The sequence below is a fragment of the Mycobacterium sp. NGS24 genome, assembly GCF_059813065.1.
Map to the genome: position 1 here is coordinate 42,742 of NZ_JCALDW010000001.1, position 18,519 is coordinate 61,260.

The 18,519-nt window shown below is 67.4% G+C and carries 14 protein-coding genes; 9 read left to right on the forward strand and 5 right to left on the reverse strand.

Going from position 1 to position 18,519, the window contains the following annotated elements:
- Positions 1–9: 9 nt before the first annotated feature.
- The 4 genes from AC5Y6Y_RS00200 to AC5Y6Y_RS00215 all read left to right on the forward strand — a co-directional run bounded on the left by AC5Y6Y_RS00200 (position 10) and on the right by AC5Y6Y_RS00215 (position 3,266).
- The gene (locus AC5Y6Y_RS00200; protein ID WP_499928827.1) at positions 10–633 is read left to right on the forward strand and encodes an Rv1363c family protein; all 624 of its coding nucleotides are present in this window, start codon (positions 10–12) and stop codon (positions 631–633) included.
- Complete coding sequence (locus AC5Y6Y_RS00205; protein ID WP_499928829.1) at positions 630–1,247, forward strand: hypothetical protein; 618 nt, start codon at positions 630–632, stop codon at positions 1,245–1,247. The genes AC5Y6Y_RS00200 and AC5Y6Y_RS00205 overlap by 4 nt, the downstream gene beginning before the upstream one ends.
- The gene (locus AC5Y6Y_RS00210) at positions 1,244–1,726 is read left to right on the forward strand and encodes a CAP domain-containing protein (RefSeq protein ID WP_499928831.1); all 483 of its coding nucleotides are present in this window, start codon (positions 1,244–1,246) and stop codon (positions 1,724–1,726) included. Before AC5Y6Y_RS00205 ends, AC5Y6Y_RS00210 begins: the two co-directional genes overlap by 4 nt.
- Positions 1,727–1,877: 151 nt before the next feature.
- Positions 1,878–3,266: an MBL fold metallo-hydrolase gene (locus AC5Y6Y_RS00215; protein WP_499928832.1), complete on the forward strand. Its 1,389-nt coding sequence runs from the start codon at positions 1,878–1,880 to the stop codon at positions 3,264–3,266.
- A gap of 89 nt (positions 3,267–3,355) precedes the next feature.
- On the opposite strand, the gene AC5Y6Y_RS00220 is transcribed toward AC5Y6Y_RS00215, so the two are convergent.
- Positions 3,356–3,628 (reverse strand): hypothetical protein, encoded by a 273-nt coding sequence (locus AC5Y6Y_RS00220; protein WP_463824732.1) that lies wholly within the window; start codon positions 3,626–3,628, stop codon positions 3,356–3,358.
- Positions 3,629–3,743: 115 nt separating this feature from the next.
- A complete protein-coding gene (locus AC5Y6Y_RS00225; protein ID WP_499928835.1) occupies positions 3,744–7,805 on the reverse strand; it encodes a bifunctional nitrate reductase/sulfite reductase flavoprotein subunit alpha in 4,062 nt (1,353 codons plus the stop codon).
- Positions 7,806–8,228: 423 nt separating this feature from the next.
- Between AC5Y6Y_RS00225 and AC5Y6Y_RS00230 the strand changes: the two genes are divergently transcribed.
- Positions 8,229–8,687 carry an LppP/LprE family lipoprotein gene (locus tag AC5Y6Y_RS00230; protein WP_499929310.1) on the forward strand — a complete coding sequence of 153 codons (459 nt, stop codon included), beginning with the start codon at positions 8,229–8,231 and terminating at the stop codon, positions 8,685–8,687.
- Here AC5Y6Y_RS00230 and AC5Y6Y_RS00235 read toward each other — a convergent pair.
- Entirely contained in the window at positions 8,684–10,624 is a 1,941-nt protein-coding gene (locus AC5Y6Y_RS00235; protein WP_499928837.1) for an acyl-CoA dehydrogenase family protein, read from the reverse strand. The two genes, AC5Y6Y_RS00230 and AC5Y6Y_RS00235, sit on opposite strands and share 4 nt — an antisense overlap.
- 105 nt (positions 10,625–10,729) lie before the next feature.
- On the opposite strand from AC5Y6Y_RS00235, the gene AC5Y6Y_RS00240 reads away from it, so the two are divergent.
- Positions 10,730–11,296 carry a methyltransferase family protein gene (locus AC5Y6Y_RS00240; protein WP_463824729.1) on the forward strand — a complete coding sequence of 189 codons (567 nt, stop codon included), beginning with the start codon at positions 10,730–10,732 and terminating at the stop codon, positions 11,294–11,296.
- Positions 11,296–12,381 (forward strand): esterase-like activity of phytase family protein, encoded by a 1,086-nt coding sequence (locus tag AC5Y6Y_RS00245; protein WP_499928839.1) that lies wholly within the window; start codon positions 11,296–11,298, stop codon positions 12,379–12,381. The genes AC5Y6Y_RS00240 and AC5Y6Y_RS00245 overlap by 1 nt, the downstream gene beginning before the upstream one ends.
- On the opposite strand, the gene AC5Y6Y_RS00250 is transcribed toward AC5Y6Y_RS00245, so the two are convergent.
- Both AC5Y6Y_RS00250 and AC5Y6Y_RS00255 read right to left on the reverse strand, forming a co-directional pair.
- Positions 12,353–14,902: an ABC transporter permease gene (locus tag AC5Y6Y_RS00250; protein ID WP_499929312.1), complete on the reverse strand. Its 2,550-nt coding sequence runs from the start codon at positions 14,900–14,902 to the stop codon at positions 12,353–12,355. The two genes, AC5Y6Y_RS00245 and AC5Y6Y_RS00250, sit on opposite strands and share 29 nt — an antisense overlap.
- A gap of 125 nt (positions 14,903–15,027) precedes the next feature.
- Positions 15,028–15,504, reverse strand: a complete 477-nt coding sequence (locus AC5Y6Y_RS00255; RefSeq protein ID WP_463824727.1) for a MarR family winged helix-turn-helix transcriptional regulator — start codon at positions 15,502–15,504, stop codon at positions 15,028–15,030.
- A 96-nt stretch (positions 15,505–15,600) separates the two neighbouring features.
- On the opposite strand from AC5Y6Y_RS00255, the gene AC5Y6Y_RS00260 reads away from it, so the two are divergent.
- Together AC5Y6Y_RS00260 and AC5Y6Y_RS00265 are read left to right on the forward strand one after the other, a co-directional pair.
- The gene (locus tag AC5Y6Y_RS00260; RefSeq protein ID WP_463824726.1) at positions 15,601–17,646 is read left to right on the forward strand and encodes an ATP-binding cassette domain-containing protein; all 2,046 of its coding nucleotides are present in this window, start codon (positions 15,601–15,603) and stop codon (positions 17,644–17,646) included.
- Positions 17,643–18,491, forward strand: a complete 849-nt coding sequence (locus AC5Y6Y_RS00265; protein WP_463824725.1) for a CbiQ family ECF transporter T component — start codon at positions 17,643–17,645, stop codon at positions 18,489–18,491. Before AC5Y6Y_RS00260 ends, AC5Y6Y_RS00265 begins: the two co-directional genes overlap by 4 nt.
- Positions 18,492–18,519: the final 28 nt, after the last annotated feature.

Sequence of the window (18,519 nt, forward strand, 5' to 3'; positions counted from 1 at the left end):
AGGAGCAACATGGCTGAGCAGCCCGAAGAGCAGAAGGTCAGCTTGTCGAAAGAAGCTGATGACGTCGACGAGACAGATGTCGACGACGGCGTGGCGGAGGAGGCTGTCGACGACCGCGCGAGACCACTCCGGTTGCGCAACCCGTTCGGGCGCCTCTCCCGGGTCGGGCGTGCGCTGGTGGCCGCCGCGCTGGTCGTGGCCGCGCTCACCGGATTGACCGGTTGGCTGGGCTACCGCGACTACGCGCAGCACCGGGCGCAGGCCCAGCGTGAGCTGTTCATCCGGGCCGCACGGCAGGGCGCGGTGAATCTCACCACGTTGGACTACACGCAGATCGACACCGACGTGCAGCGCATCATCGACCTGGCCACGGGGGCGTTCCGGGACGATTTCGAGCGTCGCGCCAAGCCGTTCGTGGAACTGGTCAAAGTGGCGCAGTCGAAGTCGGAAGGCACGGTCACCGATGCCGGGCTGGAATCCCAGCGCGGTGACTCAGCGCAGGTGCTGGTGGCGGTCGCGGTGAAATCGCGGACCGCGGCCGGCGAGGAGGCGCCCCGGGAATGGCGGATGCGCATCGAAGTCCAGGCCGTCGGTGACGAAGCCAAGATGTCGAACGTGGTGTTTGTGCCATGACGACACTGAGCGAGCGGATCGTCGAAGCAGCTCCCGCAGACGAGGAATCGCTGGACGACGACACCACACCGGAACCCGACGACAACGACGCGGCCGAGCCGACCGCCGAGTTGGAGCCTGCAAGGACCTCGGTCCCGTGGTTGCGGCTGCTGGCCTTTGCGGTACTACCCGGCATCGCACTGCTGCTCGCGGCGGCCGCGGGTTACTTCAAATGGGATGCTTCGAACACGGACGTGGGCCAGGCCGGAACCGAGTCGGTGCGGGTCGCCAGCGACGACGCGGTGGCCATGCTGTCCTATACCCCCGAGTCAGCGGATAAAGATCTCACTGCCGCCCGGGAACGGTTAACCGGCGAGTTCAAGGACGCCTACACCGCGCTGACCCGCCAGGTCGTCATCCCCGGCGCGAGAGAGAAGCGCATCGCCGCGGCCGCGAAAGTCAGCGCGGCGTCCTCGGTGTCGGCGAGCGCAAACCACGCCGTCGTGCTGTTGTTCGTCAACCAGACCGTCACCATCGGCGACGGCGGCACCCCCACCGATACCCAGCCGGTGATCCGGGTGGTGCTGGATAAGGTCGACGGCCGCTGGCTCGTGTCACATTTCGACCCGGTATGAACCGGCTGCACGCCCCGGCGGTTGCCGGCCTCATCCTGCTGGTGACAGCCCCCAGCGCCGTCGCAGATAACAAGCGGCTCAACGACAGTGTCGTCTCCGGGGTGTACACGGCTCAGCATCAGGCGGGTTGCACCAACGATGTGAACATGAACAACTCGTTGTATCTGGCCGCCCAATGGCACGCCGACGACCTGATCAACAACCGAAACATCTACGCCGACATCGGGTCTGACGGATCGACGGCACAGTCCCGGGCCGCCGCGGCGGGCTTTCGCGGCAAGGTGGCCGAAACCGTCGCGATCAACCCGGCGTTGGCCATCAGCAGCCTCGAGGTGTTCCACCAATGGTTCGACAACCCGGACTATGTGGCGATCATGCGCGATTGCGCCAATACCGCGATGGGGGTGTGGTCCAACAACAGCCTGGACCGCAGCGTGGTTGTCGCGCTGTACGGGCAGCCCGAACCGCGGGGCCGATGACTTCGGCTCACCGCGATTCCAGTCACCGTGTGCTGCGCGAACGGGGTGAACGTCCCGGGTTCGGCGTGATCGTCGTGGCCCGGGGTTACGGCGCCGCGCCGCGGGGGAACCCTGCGTTAAATCTGCCTCAAGGGCTCAGGAGGAAGACTCGATGATCTTCACACAGCACTATCTGGAATGCCTTTCGCAGGCTTCGTACTTCATCGGCGACGAAAGCTCGGGACGTGCCGTGGTTGTCGATCCCCGCCGCGACATCGACGAATACCTGCAGGAAGCCGCCGAAAACGGCCTGACGATCGAACGGGTGATTGAAACCCACATCCACGCCGACTTCCTCAGCGGCCACTTGGAACTCGCGGCCGCGACCGGGGCGGTGATCTCCTACGGCAAGGACGCCCGGGTCGAGTTCCCGGTCGAGCCGCTGCACGACGGGCAGCGAATCTCGTTGGGCGAAGTCACTTTCGAAATCTTGGCGACCCCGGGTCACACCCCGGAGTCGATTTCCGTCGTGGTCTACGAGTACCCGGACGACGAGGTGCCTTACGGGGTGTGCACCGGCGACGCGCTCTTTGTCGGCGACGTCGGAAGGCCGGATCTGCTTGCCGATGAAGGCATTTCAGCCGAGGACCTGGCCCGCACACTCTACGAGACGCTGCACGGCAAGCTGCTCACGCTGCCCGACGCCACCCGCGTATTTCCCGCGCACGGGGCCGGGTCGACGTGCGGCAAGCAGCTTTCCAGCGAAACTTACTCCACGATCGGCGAACAGCGGGAGACCAACTACGCGGCCAAGATCGACAACGTAGCCGAGTTCGTCGCATCGCTGACCTCGGATCAGGCGACCCAACCGCGCTACTTCGAATACGACTCGCACCGCAACCGAGAGCGGCGCCCACTGCTCAACGACGGCCCGCCGAACGTGTTCGGCATCGACATCGTGGAAAAACACGCGGCGGCAGGCGTGACGTTGCTGGACAGCCGCGAGCCCGAGGACTTCGCGGCCGGTCACCTTCGCGGTGCCATCAACGTCAGCCTGTCCGGGCGGTTCGCCGAATGGGCCGGCGGCGCAGTGGAAATCGACCGCGACATTGTCTTAGTAGGCGATCCGGAGAAAGCGGGGGAGTCCCGGCTCCGCCTGGCGCGGGTGGGGCTGGACCGCGTGCTGGGCCAATTGGACGACCTGTCGGCGGTGTCCGACGAGCGCCCGGAGCTGATCGCGACCACCCGCCGCTACCGCGCCGCTGAGCTGGAGCAACGGCGCGACTCGACTCCGAACCTGCAGATCGTCGACGTGCGCGGCAAAGCCGAGGTCGAGGACGGCGTGGTGCCGGGCGCCCGCCACGTCCCGCTGCCCGCGCTGGTCGATTCCCTCGACGAGTTCGACAAGTCCGCTCCGGTGGTGACCTACTGCGCCAGCGGCACCCGTTCGATGATTGCGGCCAGCCTGTTCCAGGCGGCGGGTTTCGACGTCGCGGATCTGCTCGGTGGATTCGGCGCCTGGGCGGATGAGGGCCTGCCGGTGGCGGACGCCGAAAATTAGTGCGCCTGAGTCACATCCGTCTCGTCTTTCACAGCCGTAACCCGAAGGTGGCTGTGGGATCTTCCCGGAGTTGGTAGCACCGGCGCGCGCTACATGGCTGCGGCGTCGGCCCGCCCGTAGTCCGACATCTCGCAGACGCAGTCCTGCGTGACGTCGGCGGACGCACGGCGCAGCAGCGTGCCACGCCGAAACTTCAGGTGCTGCGCATAAACCTTGTCCCGCTGGCTCGGCGAGAACGCGAAGTCCAGATTGACCGGCAGTCCAGCCCAATCGACCTGGTCAGCGGGGGCGTCATCGTTGCGCGCACCGCAGTGCAGCGGACATGACGCACCGTTTTTCGGACCATTCGAATCCCGACCCACGTCTGCGACCCTCCCTTGAGTGCGCGAACTCCTGGGTGAAATGGTGCGACTCCGATGTTTCAGCTACGGCCTCGTGACGTTTCCGTCAAATTACGGAGTTACCCAGAATCGCGTGTCAGTACACGTCGCGGTGGTAGCGCCTGTCAGTTCGCAGCGAACCGACGAAGGCCCGGGCGTCTTCGATACAGAGGTTGCCGTGCTCGGCAGCGATGTCGCAGATGGCCTGGTCCACGTCTTTCGCCATCGGATCGGCGCTGCCGCAGACGTACAGCTGGGCCCCGTCCTGCAACCATCGCCACAGTTGCGCACCCCGCTTGCGCATCAGGTGCTGGACGTACACCTTCTCGCGCTGGTCGCGGGAAAACGCCAGGTCCAGCTCGGTGAGCAAACCGTCGGCATGCATCGCCTGGATCTCGTCGCGGTAGTAGAAATCAGTGGCGGCATGCTGCTCACCGAAGAACAGCCAGTTAGGACCGCTGTGGCCGAGCGCGCGCCGTTCCTGCAGAAATCCGCGAAACGGAGCGATCCCGGTGCCGGGGCCCACCATGATCATCGGGGTCTGCGGGTCGCTCGGCGGCCGGAAGTTCTTCGATGTCCGCACATACACCGCGATCCGGTCACTGGGGGAGCGGTCGGCCAGATACGTCGAGCACACTCCGCGCCGCGGCACGCCCGCAAAGTTGTAGCGCACCGGCGCCACCGTCAGGTGCACCTCGCCCGGATGCTCTTTGGGACTGGACGAGATCGAATACAGCCGCGGCTGCAGGGGCTTGAGGATGTCGAGCCATTCCTCGGCGGAGGCGGTGACGGGCGCCCAGGCGAGCAGATCGACCGACTGGCGTCCCCAGGACCAATCTGCCAGTGCGCCTTTGTTTTCCGGCTTCATCAACGCGGCGAGCTGCATGGTCGCACCCGAATCCGCGGTGCGCTCGCACACGAAGCGCAGCAGGTCCGGGCTGATGTGGGCGATCTCGAACCGGTCGGTCAGGGCGGCACGCAACGACATCGAACCGTGTTGGGCGACCTGCACTTCAGTGTGTCCGTCGAGGCCGGTGACGGTCAGCCATTCGTCGACGAATGCGTCGCTGTTGTGCGGCCACACACCCAGCGCATCACCCGCCTCGTAGCACACCGTTCCCTCGGGGACGTGAAAAACCAACTGGCGCACGTCTTTTGCCGACTCCGGCCGACTCAGCGTGGTGTTGCGGATGAGATCGGTAACCAACGGCTGCTTCTTGGAGTACTTCGTGGCGGCTCGCACCGCAACGGTCGGTGTGCGGGCGAAGGACCCCAGGATGTCGGTCGCCCAGCGCGCGGCGGCGTCCTCGTAGTCGGGTTCGCAATCGACGCGGTCGATGATGCGGGTCGCGCCCAGTTCGGCGAGTCGGGCGTCGAGTTTGCGACCGTGCCCGCAGAAGTCGTCGTAGTTGGAATCACCGAGCGCCAGCACGGCGTATCGGGTGTCGGGCAGGCGGGGGGCGTCCGGTGCGGTCAGCGCCTGCCAGAACTCCGCGCCGTTGTCCGGCGGGTCGCCGTCACCAGTCGTGCTGGTGATCACCAGCAGTTCAGGGGTGGACGCCAGGTCCCCGGTGGGGAAGTCATCCATGCCGCGCAGCTCAATCGACATCCCAGCGGCACGCAACCGCCCGGCGATGTCGGCAGCGAGTTCCTCGGCGTTGCCGGTCTGCGAAGCCCACAGCAGCACGGTCCGGGACCCGGCCGACGGTGACTGCGGCGACCACATGCCCGCCAGCACGCCGTTCACCCACATCCGGGCACGGTCGTCGAACGGTGCGCTGTCGGGCAGCGTGGGCGGTTGAACTGTCGGAGTGCCTTTCGTGCCCAGCCCGGTCAGCAGCCCGGCGAGGTAGGCGCGACCATGCGCGTCGAACTCGGGTATCGCCTCGGCCGCCACGCCGAGGAACTCGGCGATGGCGTCGATCTGGGCCAGACCGCTACGCGGGACGCGGTAGAGCTCGTCGACCGGGTCGCCCTGCACGGCGGCCACCTTGGTCAGGTTTACCGCGCAGGCCTTGTACTCCGGTTGGCGCGATACCGGGTCGACGGCGTCGTTGGTGACCGCGTTGATCGAGAGGTACTCGCCGAACACGTCGTTCCAGTGGAACGGCGCGAAGCAGTTGCCGGGCAGTACGCGGTCGGTGACCACGGCGGGCAGTACGGCGCGGCCCCGGCGCGACGCCACCTCGACGCGGTCGCCGTCGCAGATCTGCAACCGGTCGGCGTCGTCGGGGTGAAGTTCGACGAAGGGGCCGGGGTTCAGCTTGTTCAGCTTTGCGACCTTGCCGGTCTTGGTCATCGTGTGCCACTGGTGCGCCAGGCGGCCGGTGTTGAGCAGCAGCGGATAATCGGCGTCGGGCATTTCTTCAGGCAGCAGGTGCGGGCGGGCGAAGAACACCGCCCGGCCGTCCGCAGTCGGGAAGGTCAGCCGGGGCTGGTGACCGTCGTCAAGGACGCGGCGGTCTTGGCTGACGCCGTCGTTGAGGTAGCGGATCGGATTGCGGTCCGCGGTGCTCCCGGGTGGGCATGGCCACTGCACCGGGGTGGTCCGCAGTCGCTGGTAGCTGACACCGCGAAGGTCGTAGCCGGTCCTGGGATTCCAGAACTGCTTGATCTCCTCGAAAACATCTTCGGCCGAGGCGTAGGTGAAGGAGTCGGCAAAGCCCATCGCACCGGCGATTCGGGCGATCAGCTGCCAATCCGGCAGTGCCTGGCCCGGCGGTTGCACGGCCGCCTCGAACAAGGTCAGGTTGCGCTCGGAGTTGACCATCACCCCGTCGGACTCGGTCCACAACGTGGCCGGCAGCACGATGTCGGCGTACTCGTTGGTCTCGGTCTCCAGGAATGCGTCCTGGGTGATCACCAATTCGGCTTTCTCCAGACCGGCCAGCACGGTCTTTCGATTGGCCACGGTGGCAACGGGATTGGTGCAGATGATCCAGCAGGCCTTGATCTGACCGTCGGCCATCCGGGAGAACATGTCGATCACCCCGTCGCTGACATCGGTACGCAGCGAGCCGTGCGGGATGCCCCACAGATCCTCGGTGAACTCTCGGTCCTCGGCGCAGGTCACCGACCGCTGCCCGGGCAATCCTGGTCCCATATAACCCATTTCGCGTCCGCCCATGGCGTTGGGCTGCCCGGTCAGGGAGAATGGGCCACTGCCGGTCTTGCAGATCGCGCCGGTGGCTAGGTGCAGATTGCAGATCGCGTTGGTGTTCCAGGTGCCGTGGGTGCTCTGGTTGACGCCCATCGTCCAACAGGTGACCCAGTTGGCGGCTTCCCCGATCCAGCGGGCCGCCGTGCGGATGTCTTCGGCTGGGATGCCGGTGGTTTCGCTGACCGCGTCGACGGTGAACTGTTTCAGGAAGCCGGGCATCACCTCCCACCCGGTGGTGAACTCAGCGATGAAATCGTCGTCGGTGTGCCCATTTTCGACGATCAGTTGCAGTAAACCGTTGAGCAGCGCGAGATCTGTGCCCGGCGCGATCTGCAGGAACAGGTCGGCCTTGGCGGCGGTGGCGGTGCGGCGGGGGTCGACGACGATCAGTTTGGCGCCCGCCTTGACCCGATCCATCATGCGCAGGAACAGGATCGGGTGGCAGTCGGCCATGTTGGATCCGATGACGAAGAACACGTCGGCGTGGTCGAGATCCTGGTAGGAGCCCGGCGGTCCGTCCGCGCCCAGCGACAGCTTGTAGCCCGAACTGGCCCCGGCCATGCACAGCCGCGAGTTGGATTCGATCTGGTTGGTGCCGATGAAGCCCTTGGTCAGCTTGTTCGCCAGGTACTGCGCCTCCAGCGACAGCTGGCCGGACACGTACAGCGCGACGGCATCCGGGCCGTGCTCGTCGATGACGGCGCGCAGTCGCTGCGCGGCCGCGGTGATCGCGGTGTCGGTGTCCACTGCTTCCAGTGGTTGCCCCCGGTCGGTCCTGGTATACGCCCACTCTGTGCGACCCGGCGCGGTCATCAGGTCAGCGGTGGTCTTGCCTTTGGTGCACAGCCGGCCGAAGTTTGCCGGATGATCTTGACGCCCAACTGATTTCACGATGTGACGACGGCCGCTTTCGGGGTCCGTTGTGATCTGCAACACGAGTCCGCAGCCGACACCGCAGTACGCGCACATGGTGTGCACGGTGTCCTGCTCGGACTGCATAGTGCCCTCGTCCTCCCCGGATGGTGCAGCGGAATATGTGCAAAATCGTGCTACGACGATGTTTCGCTTCGACGCATCCGAGGTTTCCGCCGCTTTACGGAGATCTCGCAACCCGCTGCACCGCACTGTGCGCTGCGGGGAACCTCGGGCTCACGTGTCGACCAGCGCCCTGCGCCCAGATTAGCGTCGAGCATCCCGAATTTCGGCCTGTAGCTGCGGTTTTGACGGAACCGGGAGTACATTCACAGGTCATCGCAAGGTCGGCGCCGGTGACCCACGAGCGCGTTCACCCTGCGGTGGTGGCGACAAAATGCGGGAACCCCGCCATCAGCGCAGAATCAGCGCCCGGGGGAGGCCGACGCCGGGTCGGGACGAGTCGTTTAGGCTCGCGACGTGCGTCGTTGGAGCGCGATCGTCGTGTTGATGAGCCTGCTGGCTGTCGGCTGCGACGACAAACCGTCGCCGCCACCGGCCGCCAAACCGGACAGCTGCAACGAATCCGACGGCCCCACCGCCGACACGATCCGGCAGGCCATCGCCGCGGTTCCGGTCGAGGTGGCCGGCTCGAAATGGGTGGAGATCGGCCGCGGCCGCACCCGCAAGTGCCGGTTGCACTGGGTGCAGATCATCCCGACCATCGCCTCCGAATCGACCCCGCAGCAGCTGCTGTTCTTCGACCACAACATCCCGCTGGGCTCGCCCACGCCCGATCCGCGGCCCTACATCACCGTGTTGGCGCCCAGCGACGACACCGTCACCGTGCAATACCAGTGGCGCAAGGGCAACGACGAGGAGTGCTGCCCCAGCGGCCGCGGCACGGTGAAGTTCCAGATCGGACCCGACGGCAAGCTCAAAGCGCTCGGGCCCATCCCCCGAAGCTAGTCGGGCAGATTCTCCGGGTGCAGCATCTCGGCGTAGCGCAGCGGCTCAGGGATGCCGAACCCGTCGACCAGCGTCCGGGCGTGCGGACGCAGCACCCGGCACCGGTCGTTGATGCCGCGGGTCACGGCCTTGGCCCGTTCGGTCGACAGGTACGTGTGCTCGATGAACCAGGCCTTGTCCTCTTCGATCACCGACAGCGCGTAGAGGTCGCAGACCACGTCGAGCAGCTCGCGGGTCTCGCTGTCCGGGCACGCGTCGATGCCGGCGACGAACGCCTCCAGCACCACCCGGTCGATGTGCGCCTGGGCCGCATGCAGCACGTGATCCTGCACCGCGTTGAAGGCGTCGAAGGCCGACATCTCCTTGGACTTGCCCTGTAGCCGGCGGGCGACCGAGGACAGCAGATAGTTCTCCCGGTCCTCGAACATGCTGACCTGAGTGCCGCGGTTGAACAGGCTGCCTTCCTCTTCGCTGTCCTGCCGCGAGTCGACGATGCGTTGCATAATCGCTTCGGCCGCAGTGCGTTTCATCACCCGGTCACCGACGGTGTTGGCCGCGAACCGCACCCATTCCACCGGGCTCATGCTCTTGATGTCGTCGGCGTACTGGGTCAGCAGCTCCTTGGCGACCAGCTGGGTCAGCACGTGGTTGTCGCCCTCGAAGGTGGTGAACACGTCGGTGTCGCCGCGCAGCGCGATCAACCGGTTCTCGGCCATGTATCCCGCACCGCCACACGCCTCCCGGGCCTCCTGAATGGCCCGCGACGCGTGCCAGGTGTTGGCCGCTTTCAGGCCGGCCGCGCGGGCTTCCAGCTCACGTTGCTCGTCGGCGTCCACCACGTCGGCGGTCTGCAGGTCGTGGGTCTTGGAGACCAGCTCGTTCTGCGCGAACTGCAGTGCGTAGGACCGCGCGATCAACGGGAAAAGCCGGCGCTGGTGCACCAGGTAGTCCATGATCAGCACTTCGGACTCGTCGTCGTCGGGTGAAGTGAACTGCCTGCGCTGCAACGCATATCGGGTGGCGATGTCCAATGCGACGCGAGCGGCGTTGCCCGCGCTGCCGCCTACGGTGACCCGGCCCCGGATCAAGGTGCCGATCATGGTGAAGAAGCGGCGGTTCGGGTTGTCGATCGGCGAGCTGTAGGTCCCGTCCTCGGCGACGTCGCCGTACTTGTTGAGCAGGTTCTCCCGCGGAACGCGGACGTGGTCGAACATGATGCGGCCGTTGTCCACTCCGGGCAACCCGCCCTTGTACTGGCAGTCCGAGGTGGTCACGCCCGGCAGGTCGTCGCCGTCCTCGTCGCGGATCGGTACCAGCAGGCAGTGCACCCCGTGGTTGACCGGCTCACCGTCTTCATGGGTGATCAACTGCGCGAACACCGCTGCCATACGGGCGGTTTCGGCCGCACCACCGATGTAGTCCTTGCGTGCCGAGGGTGTCTCGGAGTGCACGACGAACTCCTGGGTGTCGGCGTCGTAGGTCGCCGTCGTCTCCAGCGACTGCACGTCGCTGCCGTGTCCGGTCTCGGTCATCGCGAAACAGCCGAGCAGGTCCAGGGAGATGATGTCCTTGATGTAGGACCCGTGGCGCTCGGTGCCGAGGTTCTCCACCGCCCCGCCGAACAACCCCCACTGCACCCCGGCTTTGACCATCAGCGACAGATCCGACATGGCCAGCATCTCGATCATGGTGACCGCCGCCCCGACGTCGCCGGTGCCGCCGTGCTCTTTGCGGAAACCTTCGTCAGAGATGCCGGAGGCAGCCATCATCTGCATCTGCTCGGCCACCTTGGCCCGGGCGATGACGGTGTTGGGGGTGTAGTGCGGACGGAACGCCTCCTGGGACAGCTTGGCGCGTACCTCGTTCTTCACATCGCGCCACCGCCCGTCCAGCGCGTCGCGGAGATGATCAGCTGTGGTCTTGTTGTCTGACGCCATTCCACGACCGTAGCCCGTCGTCCGCGCTGCCGGAACAAGTCGCACTTCCCGGCCTTGCGGTGTCGTGGAATCGTTAGGTTTGCTGGGCGACAAAGGGGGTCGGCGATGCCGCAGTATCTGGCCGCACTCATGGTGGTGCTGCTGTTCGGCACGGTGGCCGGACGACTGATAGTGCTCAAGCGAACCGGCACCCAGGCCCTGCATTTCGGGAACCTGGACAACAGCGATTTCGCGATCCCGCCGGTGGCGTCGTTCTACTTCTACACGATCTTCGCGGCGGCGTTCGGCTGGCCGCTGGTCAGTAATCAGCGGTTTTTCCAGTCCAGCGTGGCCGCTTGGGTCGGAGTGGGCCTGTGCGCGTGCGCCATCGGCGTGCTGGTGTGGAGCCTGGTGTCGTTCGGCCGCAGCTTCCGGGTGGGCATCGACGTCGACAAACCTGGCCGCCTGGTCACCTCCGGCGTCTTCGCGGTCAGTCGCAACCCGATCTACGTCGGCTTTTTCCTGTTCTTGGTGGGCCAGCTGTTGGTGTTCCCCAACTGGGTTCCGCTGTTCTACCTGTTCGCAGGAACCTGGCTGTTCCACCGCCAGGTGTTGCGGGAAGAAAAGTTCCTACGCGAGCAGCACGGCCGCGAATTCGACGAGTACTGCACTCGCGTCAGGCGCTATGTCTGATGCGGCACCGGTTGGTGGCCCAGCTGCTGGCCCTGGGGCTGGCCGGCTGCGCTGCCGGGCCGCCTGCGTCGCACGCGGCGCCGCTGCTGAGTTATCTCGGCCAGATGCAGCTCGCTTCCGGAGCGGTGTGCGACGGCACCGTCGTCGGCGGCCTGTCGGGCATCAGCTACGACCCGCAGCGTCAGATCTACTACGTCATCAGCGACGACCGCTCCGGGAAAGCGCCGGCCCGGTTCTACACCTTCCGGTTGTCGTTGTCAGACAACGGGATTGACGAAGCCACCTGCATCGGCGGGCGCCCTTTGCGGGACCGGTCCGGAGCGGTGTTCGGCCCGTTGGACCCGCCGGTGGTGCCGCCGGACCCGGAGGGCATCGCTTTCGACGCGGGTTGGCAGCGACTGTACTGGAGCTCCGAAGGGGAGCGACTGACCGAGCGGGAGCCGGTGCTGCTCGATCCGTGGGTGCGCATCGCCGGACTCGACGGCGGCTATCAGGGGGAGTTCACCCTGCCCGCCAACCTCAAGATGTCCGCGGCACGCACCGGGCCGCGGCGCAACCTCGCGCTGGAGGGGCTGACTCTCACGCCCAGCGGTGCGTCGCTGTTCGCCGCGATGGAAGACCCCGGCTACCAGGACGGGCCGGTGGCCGACGGGGAACACCAGGTGTTGACTCGCATCACCAGATTCGATGTCGCCACCGCCGCGCCCACCGCTCAGTACGCCTACCCCATGGACCCACCCGGGCGCGGCGTCGACCGTAACGCGGTCTCTGACCTCGTGGCGCTGACCGACACCACGTTCCTGGTGCTGGAACGCTCCACCGCCATACCTGCGGTCGTGCGCATCTACCGCGCCGAAATCGGCGCGGCGACCGACATCTCGGCGCTGCCGTCGATGCGGGAAGCCGCGCTGACGCCGATGACCAAGTCGCTGGCAGTCGACCTGTCCGCGGTCCATCCGCTGGACAACGTCGAAGGCATCACTCTCGGACCGAGACTGCCCGACCGGCGTCAGTCGGTGGTGCTGGTCAGCGACGACAATTTCGCAGCCACCCAGATCACCCAGTTCGTGCTGTTGGCGATGTAGCAGGCACGCGCAACCGGTATCGAACCAGTCCGGCCCACGCCAACCCCAGGACCGCCAGCATCAGCATGTCGAACACCCACCAGCCGGAGTAGTGCGCCCACATGGCGTTCTGAGCGGCCAGTTTGTCGACCCGGCGCAGGTTGACCGTGGACGCCGCGGCCGCAAACCCCCACTGCGCCGGGATGAACCAGGACACCTGGTCATACACCCAGGTGCCCACCAACGACATCAGACCGCCGGCGAACAACAGCGAGGCCAGCAACGCCGGCACCGCCAGCGCCACCGCCTCGCCGACCGATCTGCCGAGCGAGGACAGCGCCAGCCCGACGATGGCCGAGACGACGGCCGTCGCGGCCACGCTGACATACAGCTCGAAATCCGCGCTGCCCAGCAGGACGGCGCCGTGCCTGGGTCCGCCTTTGCCCGCCAGGACGATGACGCTCAGAATTGCCGCCTGCACCGCGGCGACGACGCCGAACACGACGATCTTGCCCAGTAGGTACGCCGACGCCGACAACCCGACCTGCTGATCCCGCCGGAACACCCGCCGCTCGCTGACCAGGGCGCTGATGGTGGCGGTGGTGCCCAGCAGCACCGCGCCGAAGTTGAGCGCGGCCAGGATCTCGACGGCTTCGTGGGTGTTGCTCGACGACGAACCCGCTCGTCCCAGCCCGGAATTGCCGGGGATCAGCAGCGTCAGACAGCCCAACGCGACCGGCAGCAGCAGCAGGAACAACCCCTGCACCGGGTTGGCGGACACCATCCGGACCTGGCGGCGGACCACCAGCCGGACCTGCTGGCCGAAGCCGAGGGCGGGCGGGGTGCGTTCGGGATGGGCGACCGACGGTGGCGGGGGAGCAACCTCCTGCTGCCGGAGCTGGAACGCGTAGTGGGCGCCGTCGGGGTCGGCGGCCACGCGGGCGAAAATCTGGGACCAGTCGGTGGTGCCCAACATCGATTCCAGCTGCGCGGGTGGCCCGGCGAAGGCCAGCCGGCCGGCGGGAGTCAGCACCAGCACTTGATCGCACAGGCTGAGGTAGCCCAGCGAGCCGGGCGACGTCACCGCCATCACGACCACACAGCCCAGATCGGCCTGCCGGCGCAACATCGTCATCAGGTGGTGCTCCTGCTGCGGATCCAACCCGGCGGCAGGCTCGTCGACCACCAGCATCGTCGGCCGGGCCAGCAGTTCGACCGCCAGCGACGCGCACCGGCGCAGCTCGGGGGGCAGCTTGGCCACCTTGGTTTTGCGGTGCGGGGTCAGCTCGAGCTCGTCGAGAACCTGCTCGACGATCCGGGTGCGGTTTTCCACCGAAGTGTTCGACGGCAGCCGCAGTTCGGCGGCGTAGCCCAGGGCGCGTTCCACGGTCAGGTTGAGATGGACCCGGTTGTCGCGGGGCACCACGCCGATCCGCGTACGCATCGCCGCCGGGTCGCCGTGCACGTCGCGGCCGTCCACCGTCAGGACACCGGAGGTCAGCGGGCGGGTGCCGGCCAGCACTGCGGTCAGCGCGAAATTGCGGGCCGCCGACGGGCCGACGACGGCGATCAGCGAGCCCGGACGGGTCGTGAACGACACGTCGGCGAGCACCGGGTGGCCGTCGAGCGTCAGTCCGAGCTGGTGGGCGGTCACCCCGACGGTCCGCGCGCCGGATTGCAGCAGCGGCAACCGGCCGGTTTGTCGGGTGAATTCGCCGGGTGCAGGCTCGTCCTGGGCAGGGAGCAGTTTGCGCGTCGCCTCGCTCATCCGGCTGATCAGGCCCGGCCCCTCGGGCTGCTTGTCGAGGTCGACGGGTCCAGGCGCCGGCGGGACGGGCGGTGTCACGGGTGGCGGACTCGGCGCGACGGCGGGTTCGGCCCGGATGAAGCGGAACGGCCGGGTGGGCCGTTCCATCGGGGATTGCTCGGTGCCCGAGAAGTCGAGCGGCGCCATCGGAATACGGGTGGTAGCCGGCTCGTCGGCGACCGGCGGCGGCTGCACCGGGATGCGGCCGGTGGTCGGCTCGGGCTCGCCGGTGGGAGGCGTCTGCGCCGGAAGCCGCGTGGTTTCCGGCTCGTCCACCACCGGCTGCGCCGGGATGCGGGTGGTCTCCGGATCGTGTTCGGCCTCGGGCTGCGCGCGAAGCTGAGCAGTGGCCGGCTCCCCGTCCAGCCGTGATTCGGGTGGCAACGCGACCCCGTGCGGGTCGGTCGCGGACGCCGCCGCAGCCGGATCGTCGGCGGCAGAGACCTGGAAGGTCAGTCGCGGCCCGCGCTCCGCGTCGCCGAGCGCGATCGTCTGGCCATCCCGGATGTCCACTGTCGACAACCGGGTGCCGTCCACGAACAGGCCGTGCTGACTCTGATCGACGGCCAACCAGTGGGTGCCGGCGAACCGCAGCACCAGGTCGGGGACCGGTTGGGACGCATCCTCGACCCCGCCCAGGCCGGGGCGGTCCAACCGGATGTCGCAATGCCCGCCGTGGCCCACGATCACGTCGCGGCCCGGCGTGAAGAAATACCGCAACGATCCGACCCACACGGTCAACGGGGAGGCATCAGGTATGGCCGGCACCCTTCTCTAAAGAGCGGTCCAGGGCGCACCATTCGCGCCCTGGAACCAGTGTCTACCCGCTGAGGCGGTACATCCACCTGCAAAATCGGGGCTCAGAGCGTGTTGCGTCCCGGCGCGCTCGCCGCGTTCTGCAACACCCGCCGCAGCACGTCGACGGCGTCGACCAGCACCTGGCGTTCGGCGGGCCGCAAGCGGGCCAGTTGCGGTTCGATGGCGGCGGCGCGGTCGCGGCGCACCGCGTTGAGCATGTGCAGTCCCTCAGGCGTGATTCGGATGCGGACCGCCCGCGCATCGCCGGGGTCGACGGTGCGCGAGACCAGTCCGGCCTCTTCGAGCCGGCGCACCTGGGTGGTCATCGTGGGCTGCGAACAGTGGTCGACGGCGGCCAGGTCGCCGATGCGAGCTTCGCCCTCGGCATCGATGGTGGCCAGCAGCCGGGCCTGCGCCGCCGGCAGCGGCATCTGGATGCGCTGAGTTGCCAGCCGATTCAGCCGTGCGACCACGGCCAGCAGATCCGCTCCCAGGCCGTGCGGGACCTCAGCGTCATTTGCCGTGGCGGACGAACTCATGAACTCATCGTTGCATAGCTTTGCTATGCGCCACCAATCGCGGTTAGTCCTACGTGCTGCGCCGGTGCAGGGCCTGTGCCTGGCAGAATCGGTCGAGTGACACCGCCCGGCCCATCACCTTCGCGCCATCGGCGCGGACCCCTGCGCCCCCCTGAATTGGCGCAGGCCGCGGTGATGGCGGCGTTATGTGCGGTGACCGCGATCATTTCCGTCGCCGTGCCGTTTGCCGCGGGTCTGGCGCTGTTGGGCACTGTGCCCACCGGCCTTCTGGCCTACCGGTACCGATTGCGGGTGTTGCTCACCGCGACGGTCGCCGCGTCCATCATCGCTTTCCTGATCGCCGGCGGCGGTGGGCTGGGCGCGGTGGTGCAGAGTGCGTACATCGGCGGGCTCACCGGGGTGATCAAACGCCGGAACCGGGGCACGCCGACGGTGGTCGTGGCCTCGCTGATCGCCGGGGTGATCTTCGCGGCCGGCAACGTCGGGCTGCTGATGATCCTGACCCGGCTGCGGCACCTGATGCGCGACGCCATCACCGCCAATGTGGACGGTCTCGCGTCCTTCCTGAACGGCGTGCACGGTGAGCGCCTCGGTGCCTGGCTGAAATCTGCCTACGCCTTCTCGTTGCATTACTGGCAGCTGGTGCTGCTCGGCATCGTGACGATCGGGATCGTGTTCATGTCGCTGATCGGCTGGTGGGCGCTGTCGCGGCTGCTGGAACGCATGCGCGGCGTGCCCGACGTGCACAAGCTCGACGCGGCCGTCGGCGACGCGCAGGATGCCGCCGTCGGGCCGGTCCCGGTGCGCTTGGACAAGGTGCGCTACCGCTATCCCGGTGCCGACCAGGACGCGCTGCCCGAGATCAGCATGGAACTCCGCGAAGGCGAACACGTCGCCATCACCGGGGCCAACGGTTCCGGAAAGACCACGCTGATGCTGATCCTGGCCGGCCGGGAGCCCACGTCGGGCACTGTGCACCGGCCCGGCGCGGTGGGTCTGGGCAAGTTGGGTGGGACGGCGATCGTGCTGCAGCACCCGGAAAGCCAAGTGCTGGGCACCCGCGTCGCCGACGACGTGGTGTGGGGGCTGCCGCCGGGCACCAAGATCGATGTCGAGAAGTTGCTCCGCGAAGTGGGACTGGACGACCTCGCTGAACGGGACACCGGCAGCCTGTCCGGCGGTGAGCTGCAGCGCCTCGCGCTGGCGGCGGCACTGGCCCGCGAGCCGGCGATGCTGATCGCCGACGAGGTCACCACGATGGTCGACCATCAGGGCCGCGAGGGTCTGCTCAACGTGCTGTCCGGTCTGACCAAACGGCACCGCATGTCGCTGGTGCACATCACGCACTACAGCAACGAAGCCGAATCCGCCGACCGCACAATCAAACTCAGCGACTCGCCGGACAACACCGGCATGGGCCAAGCGACCGAGGCCCCGGCGCCGGACGTGGGTGACACCCGCCATGCGCCAGCCCTGGAACTCGTCAACGTCGGGCACGAGTACGGCGTCGGCACGCCGTGGGCCAAGACCGCGCTGCGCGATGTTTCGTTCGTGGTCGAGCAGGGCGACGGCGTGCTGATCCACGGCGGCAACGGCTCGGGGAAGTCGACGCTGGCGTGGATCATGGCCGGGTTGACCACCCCCACCAGCGGCGCCTGCCTGCTGGACGGGCGGCCCACCCACGAGCAGGTCGGCGCGGTCGCGTTGTCGTTCCAGGCGGCCAGGTTGCAGTTGATGCGCAACCGGGTGGACCTGGAAGTCGCCTCTGCCGCCGGCTTTTCGCACAAGGACGAAGACCGCGTGGTGGCCGCGCTCGGCGTGGTCGGGCTGGATCCGGCGCTGGCCAAGCGCAGCATCGACCAGCTCAGCGGCGGCCAGATGCGCCGGGTGGTGCTGGCCGGGTTGCTCGCGTGCTCGCCGAAGGCGCTGATCCTCGACGAGCCGCTGGCCGGTTTGGACATCGCCAGCCAGACCGGCCTGCTGCGCCTCTTGGAAGACCTGCGCCGCGATACCGGGCTGACCGTGGTGGTCATTTCGCACGACGCTGTCGGGATGGAGACGTTGTGTCCCCGGACGCTGCATCTGCGGGACGGCGTGCTGGAATCGGCGTCGGCGTCCAGTTCGGCAGGGGGTGCGTCGTGACGGTGGCGTCGTCCCCGGCGGGGCGGGAGAAGCGCAAACCCGGCCGTCCGGTCGTGCTGCTGGTGCCGATACCGGGCGGCTCGCCCATCCACGATCTGTGGGCCGGAACGAAGCTGCTGGTGGTCTTCGGGATTTCGGCGTTGCTGGCGTTCTACCCCGGCTGGGTGACGATCGGGTGCATGGCGGCGCTGGTACTGGCGGCGATCCGGATTGCCCGCATTCCCCGCGGGGCGCTGCCGTCGATACCCCGCTGGTTGTGGATTGTGTTGGCGATCGGCGGTATTACCGCCGCCCTGGCTGGCGGCGATCCGGAAATCCCGGTCGCCGGTGTCGAACTCGGACTCGGCGGAACGCTGAACTTCCTGCGCATCACCGCGCTGACACTGGTACTGCTGGCGACCGGTGGGCTGGTCTCCTACACCACCAATGTGGCCGAAATCGGTCCTGCGGTAGCCACTTTGGGCCGCCCGCTACGGCTGTTGCGGCTGCCGGTCGACGAGTGGGCGGTGGCGCTGGCGCTGGCGCTGCGCGCCTTCCCGATGCTGATCGACGAATTCCAGGTCCTCTACGCCGCGCGTCGATTGCGGCCCAAGCAGACCCCGAAGAGCCGCAAGGAGAAACGTCAGCAGCGCCGGCTGGAGATGATCGACCTGCTGGCCGCCGCCATCACGGTGACGCTGCGGCGCGCCGACGAGATGGGCGATGCGATCACCGCCCGCGGTGGCACCGGTCAGCTGTCGGCCAATCCGCGGGGGCCCAAGCTGGCCGACTGGGTGACGCTGGCGATCGCCGTCGTGGTGGGTGGCGCGGGCGTCGCAATCCAGACCATCCTCACCGCGGCCTGACGAGTTGGCGGTTACTTCGATCGGCCTC